We start from the raw sequence: 19244 nt of genomic DNA on the forward strand, positions 1-19244 counted from the left end.
GGCACACCGAAGGCGCTGGAGCTTCCGGCGGTCAGTGACCGCCGCCGAGCTATCGGGCGTGCCTCGCCGACGCGTCCAACCAGAAGTCGACGGCACGCGGGGACGGACGCTGCGTGACCGTCGTCGTATCACCGAACTCGAGGACCACCTCCGGAGACTCCTGGACGGTCGGCCAGCGCTCGACGGTCGGATTGCGGGGGTCCTGTCGGAGGGTGAAGGCCAGCCAGGAGGCGGTCATCTCCGACTCGAGCCGTCGATCCACGGCCCCGTAGTCGGCGTCACCGTCGGCGCCCAGGTTGCCGTAGGCGTACATCACTTCAGCGCCGTGGTACGCGCCGAATTTCTCTAAGCCCTTCGCCGGTGGCACGCGGGAGAAGAAGTAGGTGTAGACGGGCGAACGCCCGGTCTGGGCCGCCATGAGCGCCCACTCGCGCATGGGCGCGGTCATCGACTCGTCGGTACCGGCACGCAGGCGGGAGTCGACGACCTGATCGGGATCCCCACCGGGATACAGCTCGAGGAACCGGTCGGCGTCGGCGCCGTGTTCCGCCCGGACCTCGCGGCGGTAGGTCTCCGGATCCGAGTCCACCCCGGTCACCTGGTCCAGCGAGGTCTCATCCGCGTTGCTTCCGAGCAGCAGCGGCACGTCGTTCTGTCGTCCTTCGGCGTAGATCGCGGACGGGGTCGTGGGGAGCACGGCATCGTCGACCGACGGCCACCAGTGCGCCGACAGCTCGGCCGCCGCGGACGCGATGCGTTCCGCCGGCATCGCCCGCATCTCCTCCAAGGTCGCCCCGCCCAGTGCGGCACGCAGCTCGCGAGCGGCTTCGCCCGCCGTCGGCCGGTCGTCGTAGAGGTCGCCTGCGTCGCGGTCGCCTGCCGTTCCGAGGCATCCGCCGCTCTCCCCGATGATGCCGTGGACGAGGCCCGCGGCGAGCGGTGACGCCCCGAGGATGCAGGCGCTCCCGGAACCTGCCGACTCGCCGGCGACGGTGACGCGGGTCGGATCGCCGCCGAACGCACCGATGTTCTCCTGCACCCACCGCAGCGCGGCGAGCTGATCGAGCAGCCCCTGGTTCCCGGGCGTCGAGCCGCCGATCGCGTCGTCGGCGAGGAACCCGAAGACACCCAGTCGGTAGTTGAGCGTCACGACGATGACGTCGCCGCGGGCAGCGAGCGCGGCGCCGTCGTAGGCGGGGAACGCGCCCGAACCGGCGATGAACGCGCCTCCGTGCAGGTACACGAGGATGGGGCGCGGTCCGGTGGTCGATGGTGCCGACGCGCGCCAGATGTTCAGCCGCAGGCTGTCCTCGCTCGTCCGGTATCCACCGAGGAGGGTCTCTTCGAGCGGGAGGTCGAGCAGGCGGGTCGCCGCCCGGGAGAGGAACGTCGGCTCCGCCTGCATCGCGGACGGACCGAAGTCGTCGGCGATCAAGACCGAGTCCCGGTCCGGCGCGGGAGCCGGCGGTCGCCATCGCAGGGGCCCGACCGGTGGTGCCGCGTAGGGGATGCCCGCGAACGCATCGACCTGAGCGCGGTCGTCCCGCACCCCGACGACCGCTCCCTGCGCCGTGCTCACCGGATCCGTGTGCGTCCCGCTCAGCGTGCGCGTGGTCGGCACCGGCCCTGCCGCGAAGGCGGTACCCACGACGATCCCGGTGACCACGAGCCAGGCGGAGGCGCGGACGAACCACGGCCTGCGGAGCCAGGTCCGGGCAGCGAAGGCGCTCAAGGCCAGGATCCCGCCGAGGAGCAACCACCCCCACCACGGCGCGGCGTTGAGCCACGCGACGAGTGCGCCGAGCAGCCCCGCCCCGAGGAGCGGTACCCCGATCCTCACCCAGGTCGGCTTGTGGCGGCGCTGCTGCATGATCCTCCTCGATACGATGTGTATTGAATACAGATCGTATCGAGTTCGGGAGGAGAGCACCAACCCGGCCATAGGCTGGGGGCATGAGTGACAGCGGGTCGACGGGGCGCAACCGGGGCGAGACCAGACGCCGTCTCCTCACTGCCGCCGCGGAACTCTTCGAGACGAGCGGGACCATCGCCCAGAGCGTCGAGGACATCGCGCGTCGAGCCGGCTTCACGCGCGGCGCGTTCTACTCGAACTTCGCCTCGGTCGAGCAGCTCTACCTCGCCCTGCACCAGCAGCAGGCGGCGGCGGTGTGGGAACGACTCAGCGTCGCCCTGGACGAGCAGCTGCTCGGAGCGCACCCGGCAGGGAGCCTCGACGAGGCGGTCGGGCACCTCCTCGACGCACTCCCGGCGAGCCGTGACTGGTTCTCCCTGCGGACCGTCCTGTTGTCGAAGGCGGGCGCCGATCCGGTGTTCGCACAGGACATGATCATGACCGACGGAGGACGACGACTCTCCGAACTCGGGGGCCGGTTCGCCGCCCTCGCCGCCGTCCACGGGCGCACCCCGGTCGTCGACGCGTCCGTCCTGGCCAAGGCCGTGATCGCCGCGCACGTCGGCGCCGTGGGCCTGTCGCCGGTGGACGCCGAGACGTCCACGACGCAACGCGTGGTCGTCACCGCCGTCCTCCGCGGGCTGACCACGGCCTGATCACCGGCATCCACGCCGGGGCCCGGTCACGATCGCGACCCGACTCCCCCACCTCCTCGGGTACGGAGCCGCGGTCCGTCAGTGACCGCCGCCGAGCTTGCCGGCGAGCCTCGTGTGGATCCGGGTGCTCGCGTCGTTCATCCCTTCGATGACGACGCGCTTGCCGTGGCGCACGTACTTCGTCGTGATCGCGTCGAGCGCGGCGACGGTCGAGGCGTCCCACACGTGCGACTGCGAGAGGTCGATGACGACGAGCTCCGGATCGTCGGCGTAGGCGAACCACGTCGTGAGCTCGTTGCTCGATGCGAAGAACAGCTCGCCCGTGACGGTATAACGAGCGGTGGGCGTCTCCGCAGCCTCGTCGACGGTCCGCTCGACGGTGGCGACGTGCGCGACCCGCTTGGCGAAGACCACCATCGCCGCGACCACACCGACGACGACGCCGATCGCGAGGTTGTGCGTCAGGACCACCACGACGACCGTCGCCACCATCACCACGGTCTCGCCGATGGGCATGGCGCGCAGCGTGCGGGGACGGATGCTGTGCCAGTCGAAGGTCGCGACGGACACCATGACCATCACCGCGACGAGGGCGGCCATGGGGATCAGCTCGACGACGTCACCGAGGGCGACGACGAGCACCAGGAGGAACACGCCGGCGAGGAAGGTCGAGATCCGTGTCCGCGCACCCGACGCCTTCACGTTGATCATCGTCTGCCCGATCATCGCGCAACCACCCATGCCCCCGAAGCAGCCGGAGAGCACGTTCGCGATCCCCTGACCCAGCGACTCGCGGGTCTTCCCCGACGGGGTGTCGGTGATGTCGTCCACGAGCTTGGCGGTCATGAGCGACTCGAGGAGCCCGACGAGCGCCATCGCGGCGGCGTACGGCGCGATGATCGCGAAGGTCTCCATCGTGAACGGCACGTCGGGGAGGAGGAAGCCCGGCAGGCTCCTCGGGAGCTCGCCCTGGTCGCCGACGGTGGGGACGTTGAGGCCGGTCACCACCGTCGCCGCGGTGATGAGGACGATGGCGACGAGCGGAGCCGGGACGAAGGTCGTCAACCGCGGCATCACGACCATGACCACGATGCCGACCGCCACGAGCGGGTACACGAGCCACGGCACCCCGATGAGGTTCGGGAGTTGTGCGGTGAAGATGAGGATCGCCAACGCGTTGACGAAGCCGACCATGACGCTGCGCGGGATGAACCGCATGAGCTTCGCGACACCGAGGAGGCCGAGGGCCACCTGGAAGATTCCGCCGAGGATGACGGTGGCGATGAAGTAGTCGAGGCCGTGTTCCCGGGCGACGGGGGCGATGACGAGGGCGATCGCGCCGGTGGCTGCGGTGATCATCGCCGGTCGGCCACCGAGGAAGGCGATCGCGGTGGCCATGACGAACGAGGAGAACAGCCCGACCTGCGGGTCCACGCCCGCGATGATCGAGAACGAGATCGCCTCGGGGATGAGTGCCATGGCGACGACGAGGCCGGCCAGCACCTCCCGGGTGAGGATCCGCGGGCTCCGGAGGGCTGTGAGGACGGTCGGTTGCGGCGTGATGGGCGTGAGGGGTGTCTGGCCGATGGCCATGGGTCTCCTGTCGGAGTCGGGGCCCTCAGCGCGAGGACCGGATGGGTGCGTCAGGGGTCCGGTGTGGCGAGGCGCGCGTCACCGGCCGCGCGGAACGGTCGCGCGCGGAAGAATGGAGGGGTTGCGGCCGCATCGGCCGTCATCCGTAACTCTACCCTAACGTAAGGGTTGATTTGAAGTGAGGCCATCGTGACGAGCGAACCGACCACCATGCACATCGGTGAACTCGCCGAGCGCACCGGCCTCTCGCTCCGCACCCTGCGGCACTACGACGACGTCGGCCTGGTCTCGGCATCCGCACGCACCGAGGGCGGGTTCCGCCTCTACACCCAGGACGACTACGACCGGCTCATCCTCATCCGGCGCATGAAGCCGCTCGGATTCTCCCTGGAGGAGATGGCCGAACTCCTCCGCGTGATCGACGCCATGGACACGGCGCCCGACGACGACACCCGGGCGATCCTCGACGAGTTCATCGCGGACGCCGCCGAGCGCCGCGCCAAGCTCCAGCAGCAGCTCGCGATGGCCGACGAGTTCGTCTCCCTCCTCGAAGCCCGGCGGTGAACCGCTTCGGATAGCGGACAGCGGGTGCGCTCGTTTTGGCGATGCGCTCGAATGGTGGTCGACTGACTTTGTGAACGACAGTCGCCGCGAAACCCCCGGCCGCCCTGCCCGAACGGCCACTCGATCCCGCGGTCGGACGCCCGTCGTCCTCGCGGCCCTGATCGCGATCGTCTGCGGCCCACTCGCCGTCGCCGGGACGGCCGCCGGGACGGAGCCGTCCAAGCCGACGACGACCCGGACGGTGGCCGCATCCCTGTCACCGGAGGACACCACGGCATGGCTCGACGGACTGCTGCCCGCCGCGCTCGAACGCGAAGGGATCACCGGCGCCATCGTCTCGGTGGTGAGCGGCGGCGAGATCGTCACTGAGCGCGGCTACGGGCTGGCGACGGCGGGCACCGCGACGGTCGAACCGGTCGCGGTCGACGTCGACCGGACGCTCTTCCGCATCGGGTCCGTGTCGAAGCTCATGACGGCGACCGCCGTGATGCAGCAGGTCGAGGCCGGAGTCCTCGACCTCGACGAACCTGTGCAGTCCTACCTCGACGTCACCCTGCCGGTGGCGTTCGAGACCCCGATCACCCTCCGTCATCTCCTGACGCACACTGCCGGCTTCGAAGACCAACTCGCCGGACTCATCGCCTCGGCGCCCGCAGAGCCGAAGCCGCTCCGCGACACGGTCACGATCGACCCACCCGAGCAGATCTTCGAGCCGGGGACCACGCCGTCCTACTCCAACTACTCCAACGGGCTCGCCGCCTACGTCGTCGAGTGCGTCACCGGCACACCCTTCGAGCAGTACGCCACCGAGCACGTCCTGGAGGCGTCCGGCATGACGGACGCGACGTACGAGCAACCCCTGTCGCCGGAACGCCGACGCGACATGTCGGCGGGGTACCGCTTCGCCGGGTCACCCGAGGTGCCGTTCGAGGTCGTCAGTCCGGCACCGGCAGGCGCGATCAGCGCGACCGCCGGCGATCTCGCGAACTTCATGAACGCCCAGCTCGGCCACCCGTCGGCGGACGGTCGCACCCTCCTCACACCGGAGAGCCTCGAGCGGATGCACACCCCTGCCCTCGACGAGGAACACCTCGGGAACCTCGCGAACGGTCCGCGGATGACCCTCGGATTCTTCGAACGGGACCGGAACGGACACCGCATCCTCAGTCACGCCGGCGATCTCACCGCGTTCCACGCCCAGCTCGAGATCTACCCCGACGACGACGCCGGGATCTTCATCTCCCTGAACAGCACGGGCGTGAACGGCGACTCGAGCACGGCGATCCGCAACGCGGTCACGACCGGCTTCGCCGACCGGTACTTCCCGGAGGAGCGGTCCGCCCCACGCGTCGAGGAGACGGCCGCGGCGCACGCCGCAGCACTGGCCGGCACCTATCAGCTGTCGCGACGTGGCGAGTCGACGTTCGTCCGACTCTTCTACGTCCTGTCGAGCGTGGAGGTCACCGCCGAGCAAGACGGTGTCGTCACGATCTCCGCGATCACCGACAGCGCGGGGACACCGCTGCGCTTCGTCGAGGTCGAACCGTGGGTGTGGCAGGAGGTCGACGGTCAACGCCGGGTGGCGGCCTCGACCAATGGCGACACGGTGACCGCCGTCGGCTTCGATCCGGCGTTCACCATGCAACCGATGCCGACCGAACGGGCCTTGGTCCCGACGATCGCCGCCGGCTCGCTCGTCATCCTCGTGATCACCCTGCTCGCGTGGCCCCTCGGCGCGCTGCGTCGGGCGGGGACCTCTCGGCCCGTCTCATCTGACCGACGGGACCGCGCGCTCTCGTGGTGGACGCGCGGATCGGTGCTCGCGCTCATCGCCGCCGCACCGTTCTGGTCGGTCGTCGCGCAGGCGCTCATCTCCGACGGACCAGCCCCGTCGCCGGTCGTCATCCGGATCGCCCAGATTCTCACGGCCCTCGCGGTGCTCGGGTGTGTCCCGAGCGTTTGGCGGGCGGTCCGCGCGGCGCGCGGAACGGAGACGGAACCGGGCACGAGCGACGGTCGCCCGCGCCGTCGGGTGGCCACTGCCGTGCGCGTCACGGGTGGCGTGCTCACCGCGCTCGCGTTCGTCGGGCTCGGATTCGTCGCCGTCGTCGGCGGACTGCTCCTCCCGGACCTCAGCTACTGAGCCGCCGATCACGCCTTCCGGCGGCGGGCGGCTGACCGGCAAGGCGATCGTCGTGCCACCGTGATCCTGGGAGGAACCCGGAATCCGGTGGGAAACCCCGGAGAGTCCGACCTCCGACCCGAGGTCGGACTCCATCCCGCCCGTACCATGGACGGAGCAAGGGGAGTACTCCTTCGCGGCATGCTCGTCAGTACGGACCCACCGTCGGGATCCCGGGGTGCCGGCTCTCATCGAGAGTGGAGAAGACCTTGTTCCGGCGTCGTCGCCGGAACTTCGTGTCCCTCGACCCCTTGGAGCCGTCATGGCCGTCACCCCACTCATCTGGATCATCACCATCGGTGTCACGATCCTGTTCTTCGTCTACGAGTTCTTCGCGCACGTGCGGAAGCCGCACGAGCCGACGATCGCCGAGTCCGCCCGCTGGTCGATCTTCTACGTCAGCCTCGCGCTGCTCTTCGGCGTCGGCATCGGGCTCGTGTCCGACTGGACCTACGGCGGCGAGTACTTCGCCGGCTACCTGACGGAGAAGGCGCTGTCGATCGACAACCTGTTCGTCTTCCTCATCGTGATGGCGGGCTTCGCCGTGCCGAAGGCGTACCAGCAGAAGGTGCTGATGATCGGCATCATCATCGCCCTCATCATGCGCGGCGCGTTCATCGCCGTGGGCGCCGCCCTCATCGAGAACTACTCCTGGATCTTCTACCTGATGGGCGCGCTGCTGCTGTTCCTCGCGTACCGTCAGGCGTTCAGCAACCATGAGAGCGACCCGGCGAACGGCAAGCTCGTGCGCTTCGCCCGCCGCATCCTCCCCATCACCGACACGTACCACGGCGACCGACTCTCGGTGAAGATCGACGGCAAGCGCTTCTTCACCCCGATGCTGCTCACCATCGTCGCGATCGGCTTCATCGACCTCGTCTTCGCGGTCGACTCCATCCCGGCGATCTACGGCCTCACCGAGCAGGCGTACATCGTGTTCACGGCGAACGCCTTCGCCCTCATGGGGCTGCGCCAGCTGTTCTTCCTCATCGGCGGCCTGCTCGAGCGGCTCGTCTACCTGGCGCAGGGCCTCGCGGTCATCCTCGCCTTCATCGGCGTGAAGCTCGTGTTCCACGCCCTCCACGTCAACGAGCTGCCGTTCATCAACGGCGGGCAGCACATCGACTGGATCCCCGACATCCCGATCTGGTTCTCGCTGCTGTTCATCGCGCTGACCATCACGGTGGCGACGGTCGCCTCGCTCGCGAAGACCCGCCGCGACGCACGGGCGGGGCTCGAGCAGTAGGCGCATCCGCAGCACCTCGCCGCTACGGGGCGACTGTGCTCAATATCTGACTAGAGTCAGTATTGAGCACAGTCGTCATCGATCGGAAAGCAGCCCCCTCATGCCCTCACTCACTGGAGCAGTCGTCCTCGTCACCGGCGCGAACGGCGGCATCGGCACCCACTTCGTCCACGAAGCCCTCGCCCGGGGCGCCGCGAAGGTCTACGCGACCGCCCGCAACCCGCGCACCTGGGACGACGAGCGGGTGGTCCCCCTCACGCTCGACGTGACCGACCCGACCTCGATCGCCGCGCTCGTCGAGGCGGCCCCCGACGTCACTGTGCTCATCAACAACGCCGGTGTCGCCGTCACGACCCCCGGCATCCTCACCCAGACGGACGAGGAGATCCGCAGCAACGTGGAGACCAACTTCCTCGGCCCGCTGTTCCTCGCCCGCGCCTACGCACCCCTGCTCTCGGGGCGCGAGGGCGCGACCATCATCGACCTGCACTCGGCCCTCAGCTGGTACGCGGTCAACGGGATCTACAGTGCGACGAAGGCGGCCCTGTGGTCGGCGACGAACTCACTCCGGCTCGAACTGCTCCCCGCGGGCGTCCACGTCATCGGCGTGCACGTCGGCTACGTCGACACCGCGATGGCAGCACACACCACGGACGCGAAGCTCGACCCGGCGCTGCTCGTCGCCCAGGTCTACGACGCGATGGCCGCCGACGAGTACGAGGTCCTCGCGGACGACACCTCCCGCCACCTCCGCGCCGGGCTGAGCGCACCGCTCGAGGCCGTGTACCCGCAGCTCGCGGAGTAACCGACGCCACCCTCCCGCACGGGACGCGGACACCGGCGATCCGTTTTCCGAAACGGCCGCCACCCTGAGGAGCACCTCTGCCACGATCTCCTCAGGGTGGTCGTCGCGGGGGCGTCCACCGCGACGAGGAGTGACGATGGGTGTGCTGCGGGACCGGATGTCCGGGGTGATCGTGGTCGCCCTCGCGTGCTGCGTCGTCGGTGCGGGAGCGGCACCGGCCGGAGCAGCCACCGCCGCCTGTCGCTCACTCCCGGCACCCGCCGTCGAGCTCCTGAACGCGGGTGATGCGGCGACGACGTTCGGTGTCGACGGCTCCGGCGTCCGCGTGGGGATCATCTCCGGCTCCTTCGGGAACGCCGGTGACGAGGCCGTCGCGGCCGACGTCACGGCCGGCCTGCTGCCCGGGCCCGGGAACCCGTGCGGCTACCGGACACCGGTCACGCTCGTGGACGACCCGGCCGGGGACGAAGACGACGAGGGCCGCGCGATGGCCCAGCTGGTGCACGGGATCGCGCCAGGGGCGGAGCTCCTGTTCGCCTCCGGGACGTCCGACTTCCCCGGCGCGATCGACCGTCTCACCGCGGCCGGCGCGACGATTATCGTCGACGACGTCCAGGGCGGCGACGACCGCCGATACCGGACCGGAGCCGGCGAAGCGGCCATCCAGCGGGCGGTGGACGCCGGTGTCTTCTACACCACCGCCACCGGCAACTTCGGCGTCCCCGGCGCACCGGGTTCGCCGAGCGCAGGCTTCCCGATCGGCTCCTGGGCGACCGAGCAGTACCGCCCGACCAGCTGCCCGCAGAACGTCGCCGACCTCTTCCCCGCCTCCTCCGTCGACTGCCTCGACTTCGATCCCGGCGACCCGGCCGATCCGACGATGGGCGTCACCCTGCCACCCGCCGCATTGATGTTCGGTGTCCTCGACTGGGCCGAACCGGACGGCGCCGTCGCGACGCGGTTCGAGTACGTCCTGTCGCTGGCGGACCGCACGATCCCGTTCACGCCCTCCGACCCTGGCCTCGCGACCGGCACGGCTCCGCTGCAGAACCCCTCGGAGACCGAGCTGTCGGAGGTCCAGGTCAGCGTCGTGCGCCAGGTGACCGCCACCTCGGGCACCCCTCCGGTGGCGTTGACCTGGCTGCCCTTCCCCGATCGGCCCGAGCTGTCCTCGCAGGAGTACTTCCGCTCGACGGCCACCGACACCGTGGGCTCAGCACTCTTCGGCCACCAGGCGTACCCGGCCGCGTTCCGGGTCGCCGCGGTCGACGCCGCGGATTCGACATTGGAGACCTACTCCTCCCTCGGACCCTCGACCATCCTCTTCGGCGTCCCGGCGCGCGTGACCGTCTCCGGCCCGACCGCTGCCGGCGTCGACGACCTGCCCGTGTCGACGACGGTCCTCACCGGCTCCGGGAACTTCCGCGGCACCTCCGCCGCCGCACCCACCGTCGCCGCAGCGGCCGCACTGGTCCGTCAACTCCGACCGGACCTCACGCCCGAACAGGTGCGGACAGCGCTCACCGACCACGCCCGCCTCGACACCATCACGATTCCGTGGGATGCGAGCATCCCGACCGAACGCTCGGTCGGCGCGGGCCTGATCGACGTCGGCGCGAGCCTGCAGGCCCTCGCGTCCGCAGCGCCGTCGCCGTCGACGCCCGCGAGCTCAGCGGCGGCGGCGACGGACGTCCTCCCGCCGACCGGGCTGTCGGCTGTGGCGCTGCTCCTGACCATGGGGACGGCGGCCGCGATCATCGGCGGCGGTCTCCTGCTCCTCGCACGGCGGCGGCAGCGACTCGCCTGACCGCGCCTCCCGTCACCGGCAAGGGCTCGACCGCCCGCAGCTGCACTCCTATGCTGAGCGCATGTGCGGTCGCTTCGTCGTCACCGATTCCACGTCCACCCTCCTCGCGGACCTCGTGGCCGAGTTCGAGGCGCCCGCGCCCGACTACAACGTCGCGCCCACCACGGCGGTGACCGTCGTCCGCACCCGTCACGACGAACGGACCGCGACCGCGGCCCGATGGGGATTCGTACCGGGCTGGGCGAAGGACTTCGCCAAGCAACGGCCGCAGCCCATCAACGCCCGCATGGAGACGGTCGCGACGGCGTCGATGTTCCGGAAGGCGTTCACCTCGGCGCGCTGCATCGTGCCTGCCAGCGGGTACTACGAGTGGGTGGTGACGGAGACGGGCAAGCAGCCGCACTTCATCCACGACCCCGATGCGGAGCTGGCCATGGCCGGCATCATCAGCGCCTGGCCGGACCCGACCAAGGGCGAGGACGACCCCGACAAGTGGCGGCTGTCGATGGCGATCATCACCCGCGACGCCCACGTCTCGCCGGGTGAGGTCCACGACCGCATGCCGGCCTGCCTCACCCCGGACGGCTACGACGACTGGCTCGGCGACCACCTCGACACCGACCAGCTGCTGCAGCTCCTCGACCGTGAGTCCTTCGCCGTCGCCCACGACCTCACCCACTACGAGGTCACGCGGGACGTGAACAACGTCCGCAACACCGGGCCGCACCTCATCGAGCCGCTCCCGGCCTGAGCGGAGCGCCCCGACGGCCGAGTCCCCCTCAGGGGTTGCTGATGACGGCCTTGCCTCGGATGCCACCGGAGGCCAGCGCCTCGAGCGCCTGGACGGTGTCGTCGAACGGGGAGATGCGCCCCACGACGGGTCGGAGGACGCCACGTTCGACGAGCGCCGTGATCTCGCGGAGCTGATCACCACTCGCCCGCATGAACAGGAACCGGTACTGCACGTCGAGCCGCTTGGCCTGCTTGCGGACCTTCGCGCTGAGGGCGGCGATCGCGAGCCGCAGCACCGCGTTCAGCCCGGCCGCCTTCGCGAACTCCGGCGTCGGGGGGCCCGAGATGCCGACGACCGTGCCGCCCGGACGCAGCACCCGGAGCGACTTCTCCAGGTTCTCGCCACCGAGGCTGTCGAGCACGAAATCGTAGCCGGACAGCCGTTCGGCGAAGTCCTCCGAACGGTAGTCGACCACGACATCGGCCCCCAGCGACCGGACGAATCCCGCGTTGGCGGCGCTGGCCGTGGTCGCCACCTCGGCCCCGAGCTGCTTCGCGAGCTGGATCGCGATCGACCCGACCCCGCCGGCACCCGCGTGGATGAGGACCTTCTGACCGGGCTGCACGTTCCCGATCTCGACGAGTGCCTGCCAGGCCGTCAACGCGACGAGCGGGAGGGATCCGGCCTCCTCCATCGTGATCGACGCGGGCTTCAGGGCGACGTCGGCTTCGTCGATCGCGATGCGCTCGGCGAAGGTGCCGATGCGGTGATCGCGGGGACGGGCGTAGACCTCGTCGCCAGGCTTGAAGGCGCGGACGGATCCACCGACGCGGACGACGGTACCGGCGACGTCGTGGCCGAGCACGATCGGCAGGCGGTACGGCAGGATCTGCTTGAACTCGCCGAGCCGGATCTTCTCGTCGAGTTGGTTCAGTCCGGCGGCCTGCACCTGGACGAGGACGTCGTGGTCGCCGACGGTCGGCTCAGGCACCTCGGCTTCGTGCAGTGCGGTCTTGTAGCTCGAGACGACGAACGCTCTCATGACGGTCTTCCTGTTCTCGTAGGGGCTGACATCCATCGCTGTCAGCTCTTTCTGAGTCTACTCAGTTTTCTCGACTCCAAGCTCCTTCGTCATCCCAGGTTCTTCCCAGACGATCGTCTAAGCTGGACGGCGTCCTCCTCAGACGATCGTCTGATCAGGCCTCGGACACCCACCAGACCGGATGGTCACCCACTTCGAAGGAGCGCCGGTGAGCGGTCTGCGCCAGTACGCGATGAACCAGGTCCGCGACGAGATCATCGACGCCGCCGGCCTCGAGTTCGGGCGCAACGGCTACGCGGGCACCTCGTTCTCCGGCATCGCCGCCGTCATGGGCAAGCCGAAGTCGGTCATCGGGTACCACCTCTTCCCATCGAAGCGGAGCCTCGCGCACGCCGTCATCGCAGAGCAGGACGAGCGGTGGCAGGCGGCGGACGCGACGATCGGCGTGCCCTACGGCGCACTCCGGTGGGTGACGATGATCCTCGCCTCGGCTCGGGAGGCCCAGCGGTCCCCGATCGCCATGGGCGCCATCCGGCTGCTGCACGAACTTCCCCGCATGGACGACCCGGTCTACACGGTGTTCGACTGGCGCGCCTACACCCGAACGAATCTCCGCATGGAGGCCGCCGCGCACGACCTCGACCTGCCCGACCTCGACGGCGTCTCCGACGTCCTGCTCGACGCGTGCTTCGGCCTCGTCACCACGACGGTGGGCGACGACGACGCGGCCGAGCTCCGAGACCGGCTGATCACGCTCATCCGCCCGATCCTCGCGACCGTCGACCCGGCCGGCGCTGCGGCCACGACCGCCGCCGCCGCCTCGCACGAGCTCGTGAGCGGACCGGCCGAGCACTGACCCTCCCCTGAACCCCGTCTCCGCAATCGGAAGGACGCCCATGTCCCAGAGCGACGCCGTGCACCCCGACGCAGCGCACCCCGGTGCCGTGCCGAACACGACCACCCGCGCCAGCACCGTCACCGACGGCGTCCACTTCGTCCAGGGCCCTGCCGTGAACTGGATCATCGTCGAGGGCGAGCTCGGACCGATCCTCATCGACACCGGCTACCCGGGTGACGGTGCCGCCGTCACTGCGACCCTCGGCACCCTCGGGTACGCGGTCGAGGACGTCCAGGCGATCCTCCTCACCCACGGACACGGCGACCACATCGGCAACGCCGCGTTCATCGCCGGCCTGGCCGACTGCGACGTCCTCGCCGCCCGCGACGAGATCCCCAACGTGCGACGAGACGTGCTCGAGCAGGTGGGGCTCGCCGACGTCCAGCCCCACCTGGAGCGTCCGGGCGTCGCGAGCTGGTTGAACCACGCCGTGGAGGCCGGCGGACTCGAGGTCGTGCCACCCACCGTGGTCGTGGCGGTCGAAGCGGTCCCCGAACTCCGAGACGCCCTCGGTGTCGAGATCCGGCCGATCCCCCTCCCCGGGCACACGCGCGGCCACCTGGGATTCCTGCTCGTCGAGCACGGGGTCCTCATCGCCGGCGACGCCCTCATCACCGCGCACCCGACGAGCCCGCACGACGGACCGCAGCTGCTCCCGGAGATGTTCCACGGCGACCTGCAGCGCGCCCGGCAGTCGCTGACGAAGCTGGCCGGGCTCCCCGCGTCGATCGTGCTGCCCGGGCACGGGCCGGCGTTCTTCGGCTCGCCCGCACAGGCAGCAGCGGAAGCGCTGGCGTTCGGCAGCGCGTTCTGAGCCCCTGGTCGCCCGCGGAACGCCTGCGCTAGCGTTGGCGGGGTCCCGAACCCGCACGCCGAGCCACGAGGAAGTGACCATGCAGAACCCGTTCCGCCGCGACGGCAGCCCGAGCAACGCCAGCCCGAATGAGACCGGCCCGAGCGACGCTCAGCCCGACGCCACGGACCAGCCGAACCAGGGCCGCACCCTCGAACCGAGCCCCGACGTCCTGGCACAGCTCGACGCGCTCGACGCCGCCTGCCGCGCAGCACCGGAGGAGATCGACCCGCAGATCCGCCTGTGGCAGGCGGTCGCGTCCCTCGACCGCTGGGTCTTCATCAACCGCGGCACCGACGACGAACCGCGTCCCTACGCGCTCGCCGCCCAGCCGGGGAACCTGCTCTGCGTCTACAGCAGCGGGACGCGTGCCCAGGAGGCCGCCTACGCGAACGGCCTCGTCCCGCCGGACGCCACGGTCTCCCTGCTCGCGGTCCCGATCCCGGCGGCGATCGACTGGGTCCTCGCCTTCGGCGAACGCGGCGTCGTCGGCGTGGCCCTCGACTACCCGCGGCTCGGCTCGTGGGTCCCGCTGCCGAACCTGGCGCGGTTCCGTCCGGCGTCCGAACAGCGCTGAGCCGTCCACCCGGGAGGATCACGATGCACGGTGTCGAGCTGCAGGAGCGCGCCGCCCGCCGGGCCGACGAGCTTCCGGGCGCGGAGCTCACCCATCCCTTCGGTGAGGAGTGGGACGTGTACAAGGTGCGGGGCAAGGTGTTCATGCTCCAGACCGGCGCGACGGGCGAACCGATCGTGACCCTGAAGGCGCGCCCCGAGGACAGCCGCAGCCTCCGTGAGGCGTTCCCCGACATCATCCCCGGCTATCACATGAACAAGCGGCATTGGATCTCGCTCACGCCGGACGGTGAGCTCGAACCGGCGTTCGTCGACGACCTCGTCACGGAGTCGTACCTCCTCGTCGTGGAGGGGCTGCCGAAACGCTTGCGGCCGGTCGACCCCGCCACCTTCGGGCAGCGCGGCGACGCCTGAGCTCAGGCGGTGCGCGTGCCGCCCGGCAGCGCGCTCAGACCGGGATGCGGCGAGCGCCCGTGCCGGTGTCGCCGAGTTCGTCGTCCGGGTTGAGGAGGGTGCAGGCCTTCATCGAGAGGCAGCCGCAGCCGATGCAGCCGGTGAGTTCGCGTTCGAGCTGTTCGATGCCGCGTCGGCGCTGTTCGAGGACCTTCTGCCAGCGACGTGAGGCCCGCTGCCAGTCCTCGTGGCTGGGGGTGCTGGTGAGGGGGACGTCGGCGAATGCTTCGGCGACGTCTTCGAGCGGGATGCCGAGGCGTTTCGCGACCGAGATGAGGGCGACGCGGCGCAGCATGTGTCGTGGGTACCGTCGCTGGTTCCCGGTCGACCGCTCGGAGGCGATGAGGCCGAGGCGTTCGTAGTAGTGGAGGGCGGAGACGGCGACGCCGGTGCGGCGGCTCATCTCGCCGACACTCAACAGCTCGCCGGGACGGTGCACGTCGCACCACCCGCCTTCCTCGATCCGACCTCAAGCCGCCTTCAGGTTCGGCCCGCTGTCGACGGTACACCAGCCCAGGGTGACGGATGGGCACCCCTCCCCATGCTCGATCCGGACCGATCCGGGCCGACGCCTGTCGCTCATCGGCGTCCCGCTGGCAGGATGGTCGGCATCTGACACGGACCGTGGGGGGACGAGATGACACAGGACGGGGACTTCCTCGAGGTGATCGCTGCCGAGGTGGCGCAGGATCCACAGAACGCGGCACTACGCGAGGACTTCGTCACGCTGCTGCTCCAGCACGACGTGGACCGCGCGGCCGAGGAGGTGTCCACCTTCGAACGGTTCGGCGGTGACCCCGCGCGCGTGCGCCTGCTCCGAGCGCGGGTGATGGCGGCACGGTTGCGCGGTGGCACGACGGGCGGTGCGCCCGCCGAGACCCCCGGGGGCGACCCGACAGCGAACTCGTCGACACCGGACCGGCCGACGGCGGCCCCGAACGCGTCGACACCCGACCAGGCGCCCGTCCGCATCGGGCAACCGGGCCTCTGGGACGCGGAGCGGCCCGCGATCACCCTCGCCGACGTCGCGGGTCTCGCCGACGTCAAACAGCACCTCGACTCGACGTTCCTCGCTCCGCTGCGCAATCCCGAACTCGCCGCCGCGTTCGGGCAGAAGCCGGGCGGGTCACTCCTCATGTACGGGCCGCCCGGGTGCGGGAAGACCTTCATCGCGAAGGCGATCGCCGGAGACCTGGGCGCCTCCTTCATCCACGTCACCCTCGCCGACCTCCTGAGCAAATGGCTGGGCGACAGCGAGAAGGCCATCCAGAGCGTCTTCCACGACGCCCGCGCAGCCGCGCCCTGCGTCATCTTCTTCGACGAGTTCGACGCCCTGGGCGGCCGACGCACCTCGGGCGGCGGGTCGCAGTCGATGCGCACGATCGTGACCCAGCTGCTCGAAGAGCTCGACGGTGTCGCGAACGAGAACGACGGCGTGTACTTCCTGGCCGCGACCAACCGTCCCTGGGACATCGACCCGGCGCTCCGTCGTCCGGGGCGGATCGACAAGACGGTCCTCGTGCTCCCGCCGGACGCCGTGGCTCGGGCCGCCATCCTCCAGGGCGACCTCGAGGGCAAGCCTGCCGAGGGGGTCGACGTCATCACGGTGGCTGCGGCGACCGAGGGGTTCTCCGGTGCCGATATCGCGCAGGTCTCACGGGTCGCCCTGCAACGGTCACTGTCGGCGTCGATGGAGGCGGGCGCGATCGTGCCCGTCACCACAGAGGGGTTGCTCGAGGCCGCCGCCGGCCTCATCCCGTCGACGGCGTCCTGGTTCGACCAGGTCGCGCCCGTGCTCGAATACGGCGTGGACGACGGCACCTTCGCCCAACTCCGGACCTACCGCGTGCAGCACGGTCTCCGATGAGCGAGCCCGTCGGCGTCGAACGCGAGGCCATCGAACACGACCGCGACCTCGCCTGGGAACTCTTCGAGTTCCAGCCACAGCACCCGCGGATCCCCGAACTCGCGATGAGCGTCCTGGCCCGGGCGCCGCAGTTCACCGGGATGATCATCCTGCTGTCCACGCACCGCGAGGCGTGCGGCGACGTCGAGGAGGCCCGACGGCTCCTGCGGGAGCTGCTCGGACGCCGGGACCGGCAGTTCCTCGGGGCACTCCGGCGACTCCGCGACCTCGAGGCGTCCGCCGGTGACTTCACGGAGGCCATGCGCCTCGGCGAACTCGTGCTCCGAGAGGATCCCGACGCGGACTGGTTCGACCACATGGACCTCGCGGCCGCCGTCGCGATGGCCGACGACCCCGAGCGCGGTTGGACGTCGATGGACGGCGCCGTCGAACTGGCCGGTCGGACCGCGCCGGAGGCGTACGCCGGGGCGCTGGGGCTCCGAGCCCTCCACTTCCTGTCGACCGGAGCCCCGCCGGCACGGTTCCTCGTGGCCGCACAGCAGGCGATCGAAGCCGACCCGAGCGAGACGACCCTGTCGACCGCTCTGGCCTTCGCCTACCTCTACGACTACCGTCCGCAGGAGGCCGCCGAACTGCTGGCCCGCGTGCTCCGCGAGGACCCGACGGACGAGGTCGCCCAGGGCGGGATGATCGTCGCCCGCGGGTTCCTCGACCCCATCGAACGCGGGGCCGGCACCATGGACGACCTGCGACGAGCCGGCATGGGCGAGATCGCGTGGCGGATCCTGCGCGACAAGGTGTTCGGAGCCGGGCTCGCCGAGGCGCTCGCCGCGCTGGACCCGCTGCTGCCGGCGGAGCTGGCGGCGTCGCTGCGCCCGCCCCTCGACCGTGATGCGGCGCGTGCCAGCGGCGGAGACGACAAGGTCCTCGCCTGGCGCGACGGACAGCGTCCGGGATCCGGCGGCCTGTGGGGTGACGGTCGGCCCTTCCGACTGCTCAGTGGCGCCGAGGTCGCAGCCCTGGACGCGGCGATCGAACAGCATCCTGCGGCATGGCCGCAGTGGGACGCGGAGCACGAGTACTTCACCCTGCTCTTCACCGACGATGCGGACGCCTACCTCTTCGAGGGTGCCGGTGGCCGCTTGTACCGACGCGGCGCAGGCAGCGACGACGAGGAGATCGCGTCCAGCCTGACGGACTGGCTGTGGGACCGCGTCGCCGCGTTCGGTGGAGCCGATGCCCGCCCGGGACGCTCCGCGGTCGTGACGGGCCGACCGCCGACGGACGAGTCGTGAAGCGGGAGGAGTTGACGGCGCTCGGCGTCGCGGCTGCCGACCGGGGGAACGCGCTGTTCCTCGACGAGGGCGACACGATCGCGCCGCAGTCGGTGGTCTTCGCCCCGATGGACGGTGGGTGGACGGTCTACACGACCGACCATACGTCGAGCCCCGTCGAGACCACCCGGCGATGGTTCACGACCGAGGAGGCGGCGTTCGACGACATGTACGAGCAGCTCCGCGAGCAGTCGACGCAGCGGATCCAGCCGAGCATCGTCGAGAGCTTTCGACGCATCGGGGTGCTCGGCACGGTGACCGCCGTCATGTGGCTCGTCACGGGAGCAGGGTGGCTGTGGATGTCGCCGTTCACCTTCTCCCGGGCGGAGACACGAGGCACCGGCAACTCGGGCGACCTGGGCGAATTCATCTTCCCCGCTGAGACGGGCCTCCCGGTCGTCGCGGCCTGCTACAGCCTCGCGTTCATCAACGTCCTCCTCCAGTGGGGCATCGGGCGTCGCGACCACGGCGCCGTCCGCACCCGCGCCGTGCAGATCGCCGGTGGAACCGCCTTCTTCGCGGCGGTCGCCCTCGTGTGCATGGCGATCCGCGCCGCCGAAGTCGATGATCTGTCGTTCTGGTTCCCGCCGATCCTCGCTGTGGTGGCCGGCATCGTGGTGTCGCTCGCACTCTTCGCCGCTCGCACCGCCGACGCCGAACGAGATGCGGCACCGAACGAGATGCGGCACTGAACGGCTCGACTCGACCGGACCAGCCGCGCGG

General features: G+C 70.3%; 18 protein-coding genes. 14 read left to right on the forward strand and 4 right to left on the reverse strand.

Annotation, left to right across the window (positions count from 1 at the left end; all coding sequences use genetic code 11):
• Positions 1-49: 49 nt before the first annotated feature.
• Positions 50-1870 (reverse strand): carboxylesterase/lipase family protein, encoded by a 1821-nt coding sequence (locus tag ASE44_RS10970; RefSeq protein ID WP_056009441.1) that lies wholly within the window; start codon positions 1868-1870, stop codon positions 50-52.
• 83 nt (positions 1871-1953) lie between these two features.
• On the opposite strand from ASE44_RS10970, the gene ASE44_RS18845 reads away from it, so the two are divergent.
• Positions 1954-2568: a TetR/AcrR family transcriptional regulator gene (locus tag ASE44_RS18845; RefSeq protein ID WP_056009444.1), complete on the forward strand. Its 615-nt coding sequence runs from the start codon at positions 1954-1956 to the stop codon at positions 2566-2568.
• A 78-nt stretch (positions 2569-2646) separates the two neighbouring features.
• Here the strand turns inward: ASE44_RS18845 and ASE44_RS10980 are convergent, their stop codons facing one another.
• On the reverse strand, positions 2647-4161 hold the full coding sequence (locus tag ASE44_RS10980; protein ID WP_056009446.1) for a SulP family inorganic anion transporter: 1515 nt from the start codon (positions 4159-4161) through the stop codon (positions 2647-2649).
• A 210-nt stretch (positions 4162-4371) separates the two neighbouring features.
• Here ASE44_RS10980 and ASE44_RS10985 point away from each other — a divergent pair, with 210 nt between their 5' ends.
• The 6 genes from ASE44_RS10985 to ASE44_RS11010 all read left to right on the forward strand — a co-directional run bounded on the left by ASE44_RS10985 (position 4372) and on the right by ASE44_RS11010 (position 11516).
• Positions 4372-4725, forward strand: coding sequence for a MerR family transcriptional regulator (locus tag ASE44_RS10985; RefSeq protein WP_056011660.1), 354 nt, complete (start codon positions 4372-4374; stop codon positions 4723-4725).
• A 70-nt stretch (positions 4726-4795) separates the two neighbouring features.
• Positions 4796-6868, forward strand: a complete 2073-nt coding sequence (locus tag ASE44_RS10990) for a serine hydrolase (RefSeq protein ID WP_056779710.1) — start codon at positions 4796-4798, stop codon at positions 6866-6868.
• 301 nt (positions 6869-7169) lie between these two features.
• The gene (locus tag ASE44_RS10995) at positions 7170-8153 is read left to right on the forward strand and encodes a TerC family protein (protein ID WP_056779712.1); all 984 of its coding nucleotides are present in this window, start codon (positions 7170-7172) and stop codon (positions 8151-8153) included.
• Between the two features lie 100 nt (positions 8154-8253).
• Entirely contained in the window at positions 8254-8958 is a 705-nt protein-coding gene (locus ASE44_RS11000) for an SDR family oxidoreductase (RefSeq protein WP_056779715.1), read from the forward strand.
• A 136-nt stretch (positions 8959-9094) separates the two neighbouring features.
• Positions 9095-10765, forward strand: coding sequence for a S8 family serine peptidase (locus ASE44_RS11005; protein WP_056779717.1), 1671 nt, complete (start codon positions 9095-9097; stop codon positions 10763-10765).
• A 61-nt stretch (positions 10766-10826) separates the two neighbouring features.
• Positions 10827-11516 carry an SOS response-associated peptidase gene (locus tag ASE44_RS11010; RefSeq protein WP_056779720.1) on the forward strand — a complete coding sequence of 230 codons (690 nt, stop codon included), beginning with the start codon at positions 10827-10829 and terminating at the stop codon, positions 11514-11516.
• A 28-nt stretch (positions 11517-11544) separates the two neighbouring features.
• Here ASE44_RS11010 and ASE44_RS11015 read toward each other — a convergent pair whose 3' ends face one another.
• On the reverse strand, positions 11545-12540 hold the full coding sequence (locus tag ASE44_RS11015) for an NADP-dependent oxidoreductase (protein WP_056781104.1): 996 nt from the start codon (positions 12538-12540) through the stop codon (positions 11545-11547).
• Positions 12541-12748: 208 nt separating this feature from the next.
• Between ASE44_RS11015 and ASE44_RS11020 the strand changes: the two genes are divergently transcribed.
• From ASE44_RS11020 to ASE44_RS11035, 4 genes are all read left to right on the forward strand, one after another.
• Positions 12749-13396 carry a TetR/AcrR family transcriptional regulator gene (locus ASE44_RS11020; protein WP_162235748.1) on the forward strand — a complete coding sequence of 216 codons (648 nt, stop codon included), beginning with the start codon at positions 12749-12751 and terminating at the stop codon, positions 13394-13396.
• Between the two features lie 40 nt (positions 13397-13436).
• Positions 13437-14252 carry an MBL fold metallo-hydrolase gene (locus ASE44_RS11025; protein WP_056779723.1) on the forward strand — a complete coding sequence of 272 codons (816 nt, stop codon included), beginning with the start codon at positions 13437-13439 and terminating at the stop codon, positions 14250-14252.
• 79 nt (positions 14253-14331) lie between these two features.
• On the forward strand, positions 14332-14868 hold the full coding sequence (locus ASE44_RS11030) for a hypothetical protein (protein WP_200921059.1): 537 nt from the start codon (positions 14332-14334) through the stop codon (positions 14866-14868).
• A 23-nt stretch (positions 14869-14891) separates the two neighbouring features.
• Positions 14892-15281, forward strand: a complete 390-nt coding sequence (locus ASE44_RS11035) for an MmcQ/YjbR family DNA-binding protein (protein ID WP_056779726.1) — start codon at positions 14892-14894, stop codon at positions 15279-15281.
• A 34-nt stretch (positions 15282-15315) separates the two neighbouring features.
• Here ASE44_RS11035 and soxR read toward each other — a convergent pair whose 3' ends face one another.
• Complete coding sequence (gene soxR, locus ASE44_RS11040; protein ID WP_255353627.1) at positions 15316-15759, reverse strand: redox-sensitive transcriptional activator SoxR; 444 nt, start codon at positions 15757-15759, stop codon at positions 15316-15318.
• A gap of 198 nt (positions 15760-15957) precedes the next feature.
• Here soxR and ASE44_RS11045 point away from each other — a divergent pair, with 198 nt between their 5' ends.
• Genes ASE44_RS11045 through ASE44_RS11055 form a run of 3 tightly spaced genes read left to right on the forward strand, consistent with a single transcriptional unit; the run spans position 15958 to position 19213 of the window.
• Positions 15958-17187: a 26S protease regulatory subunit gene (locus ASE44_RS11045; protein WP_056779729.1), complete on the forward strand. Its 1230-nt coding sequence runs from the start codon at positions 15958-15960 to the stop codon at positions 17185-17187.
• A complete protein-coding gene (locus tag ASE44_RS11050) occupies positions 17184-18482 on the forward strand; it encodes a hypothetical protein (RefSeq protein ID WP_056779731.1) in 1299 nt (432 codons plus the stop codon). The genes ASE44_RS11045 and ASE44_RS11050 overlap by 4 nt, the downstream gene beginning before the upstream one ends.
• Positions 18479-19213, forward strand: a complete 735-nt coding sequence (locus tag ASE44_RS11055; protein ID WP_056779733.1) for a hypothetical protein — start codon at positions 18479-18481, stop codon at positions 19211-19213. The genes ASE44_RS11050 and ASE44_RS11055 overlap by 4 nt, the downstream gene beginning before the upstream one ends.
• Positions 19214-19244 lie beyond the last annotated feature (31 nt).

Origin of the sequence: Plantibacter sp. Leaf1, assembly GCF_001421315.1 — a bacterium.
Taxonomy (GTDB): Bacteria; Actinomycetota; Actinomycetes; order Actinomycetales; family Microbacteriaceae; genus Plantibacter.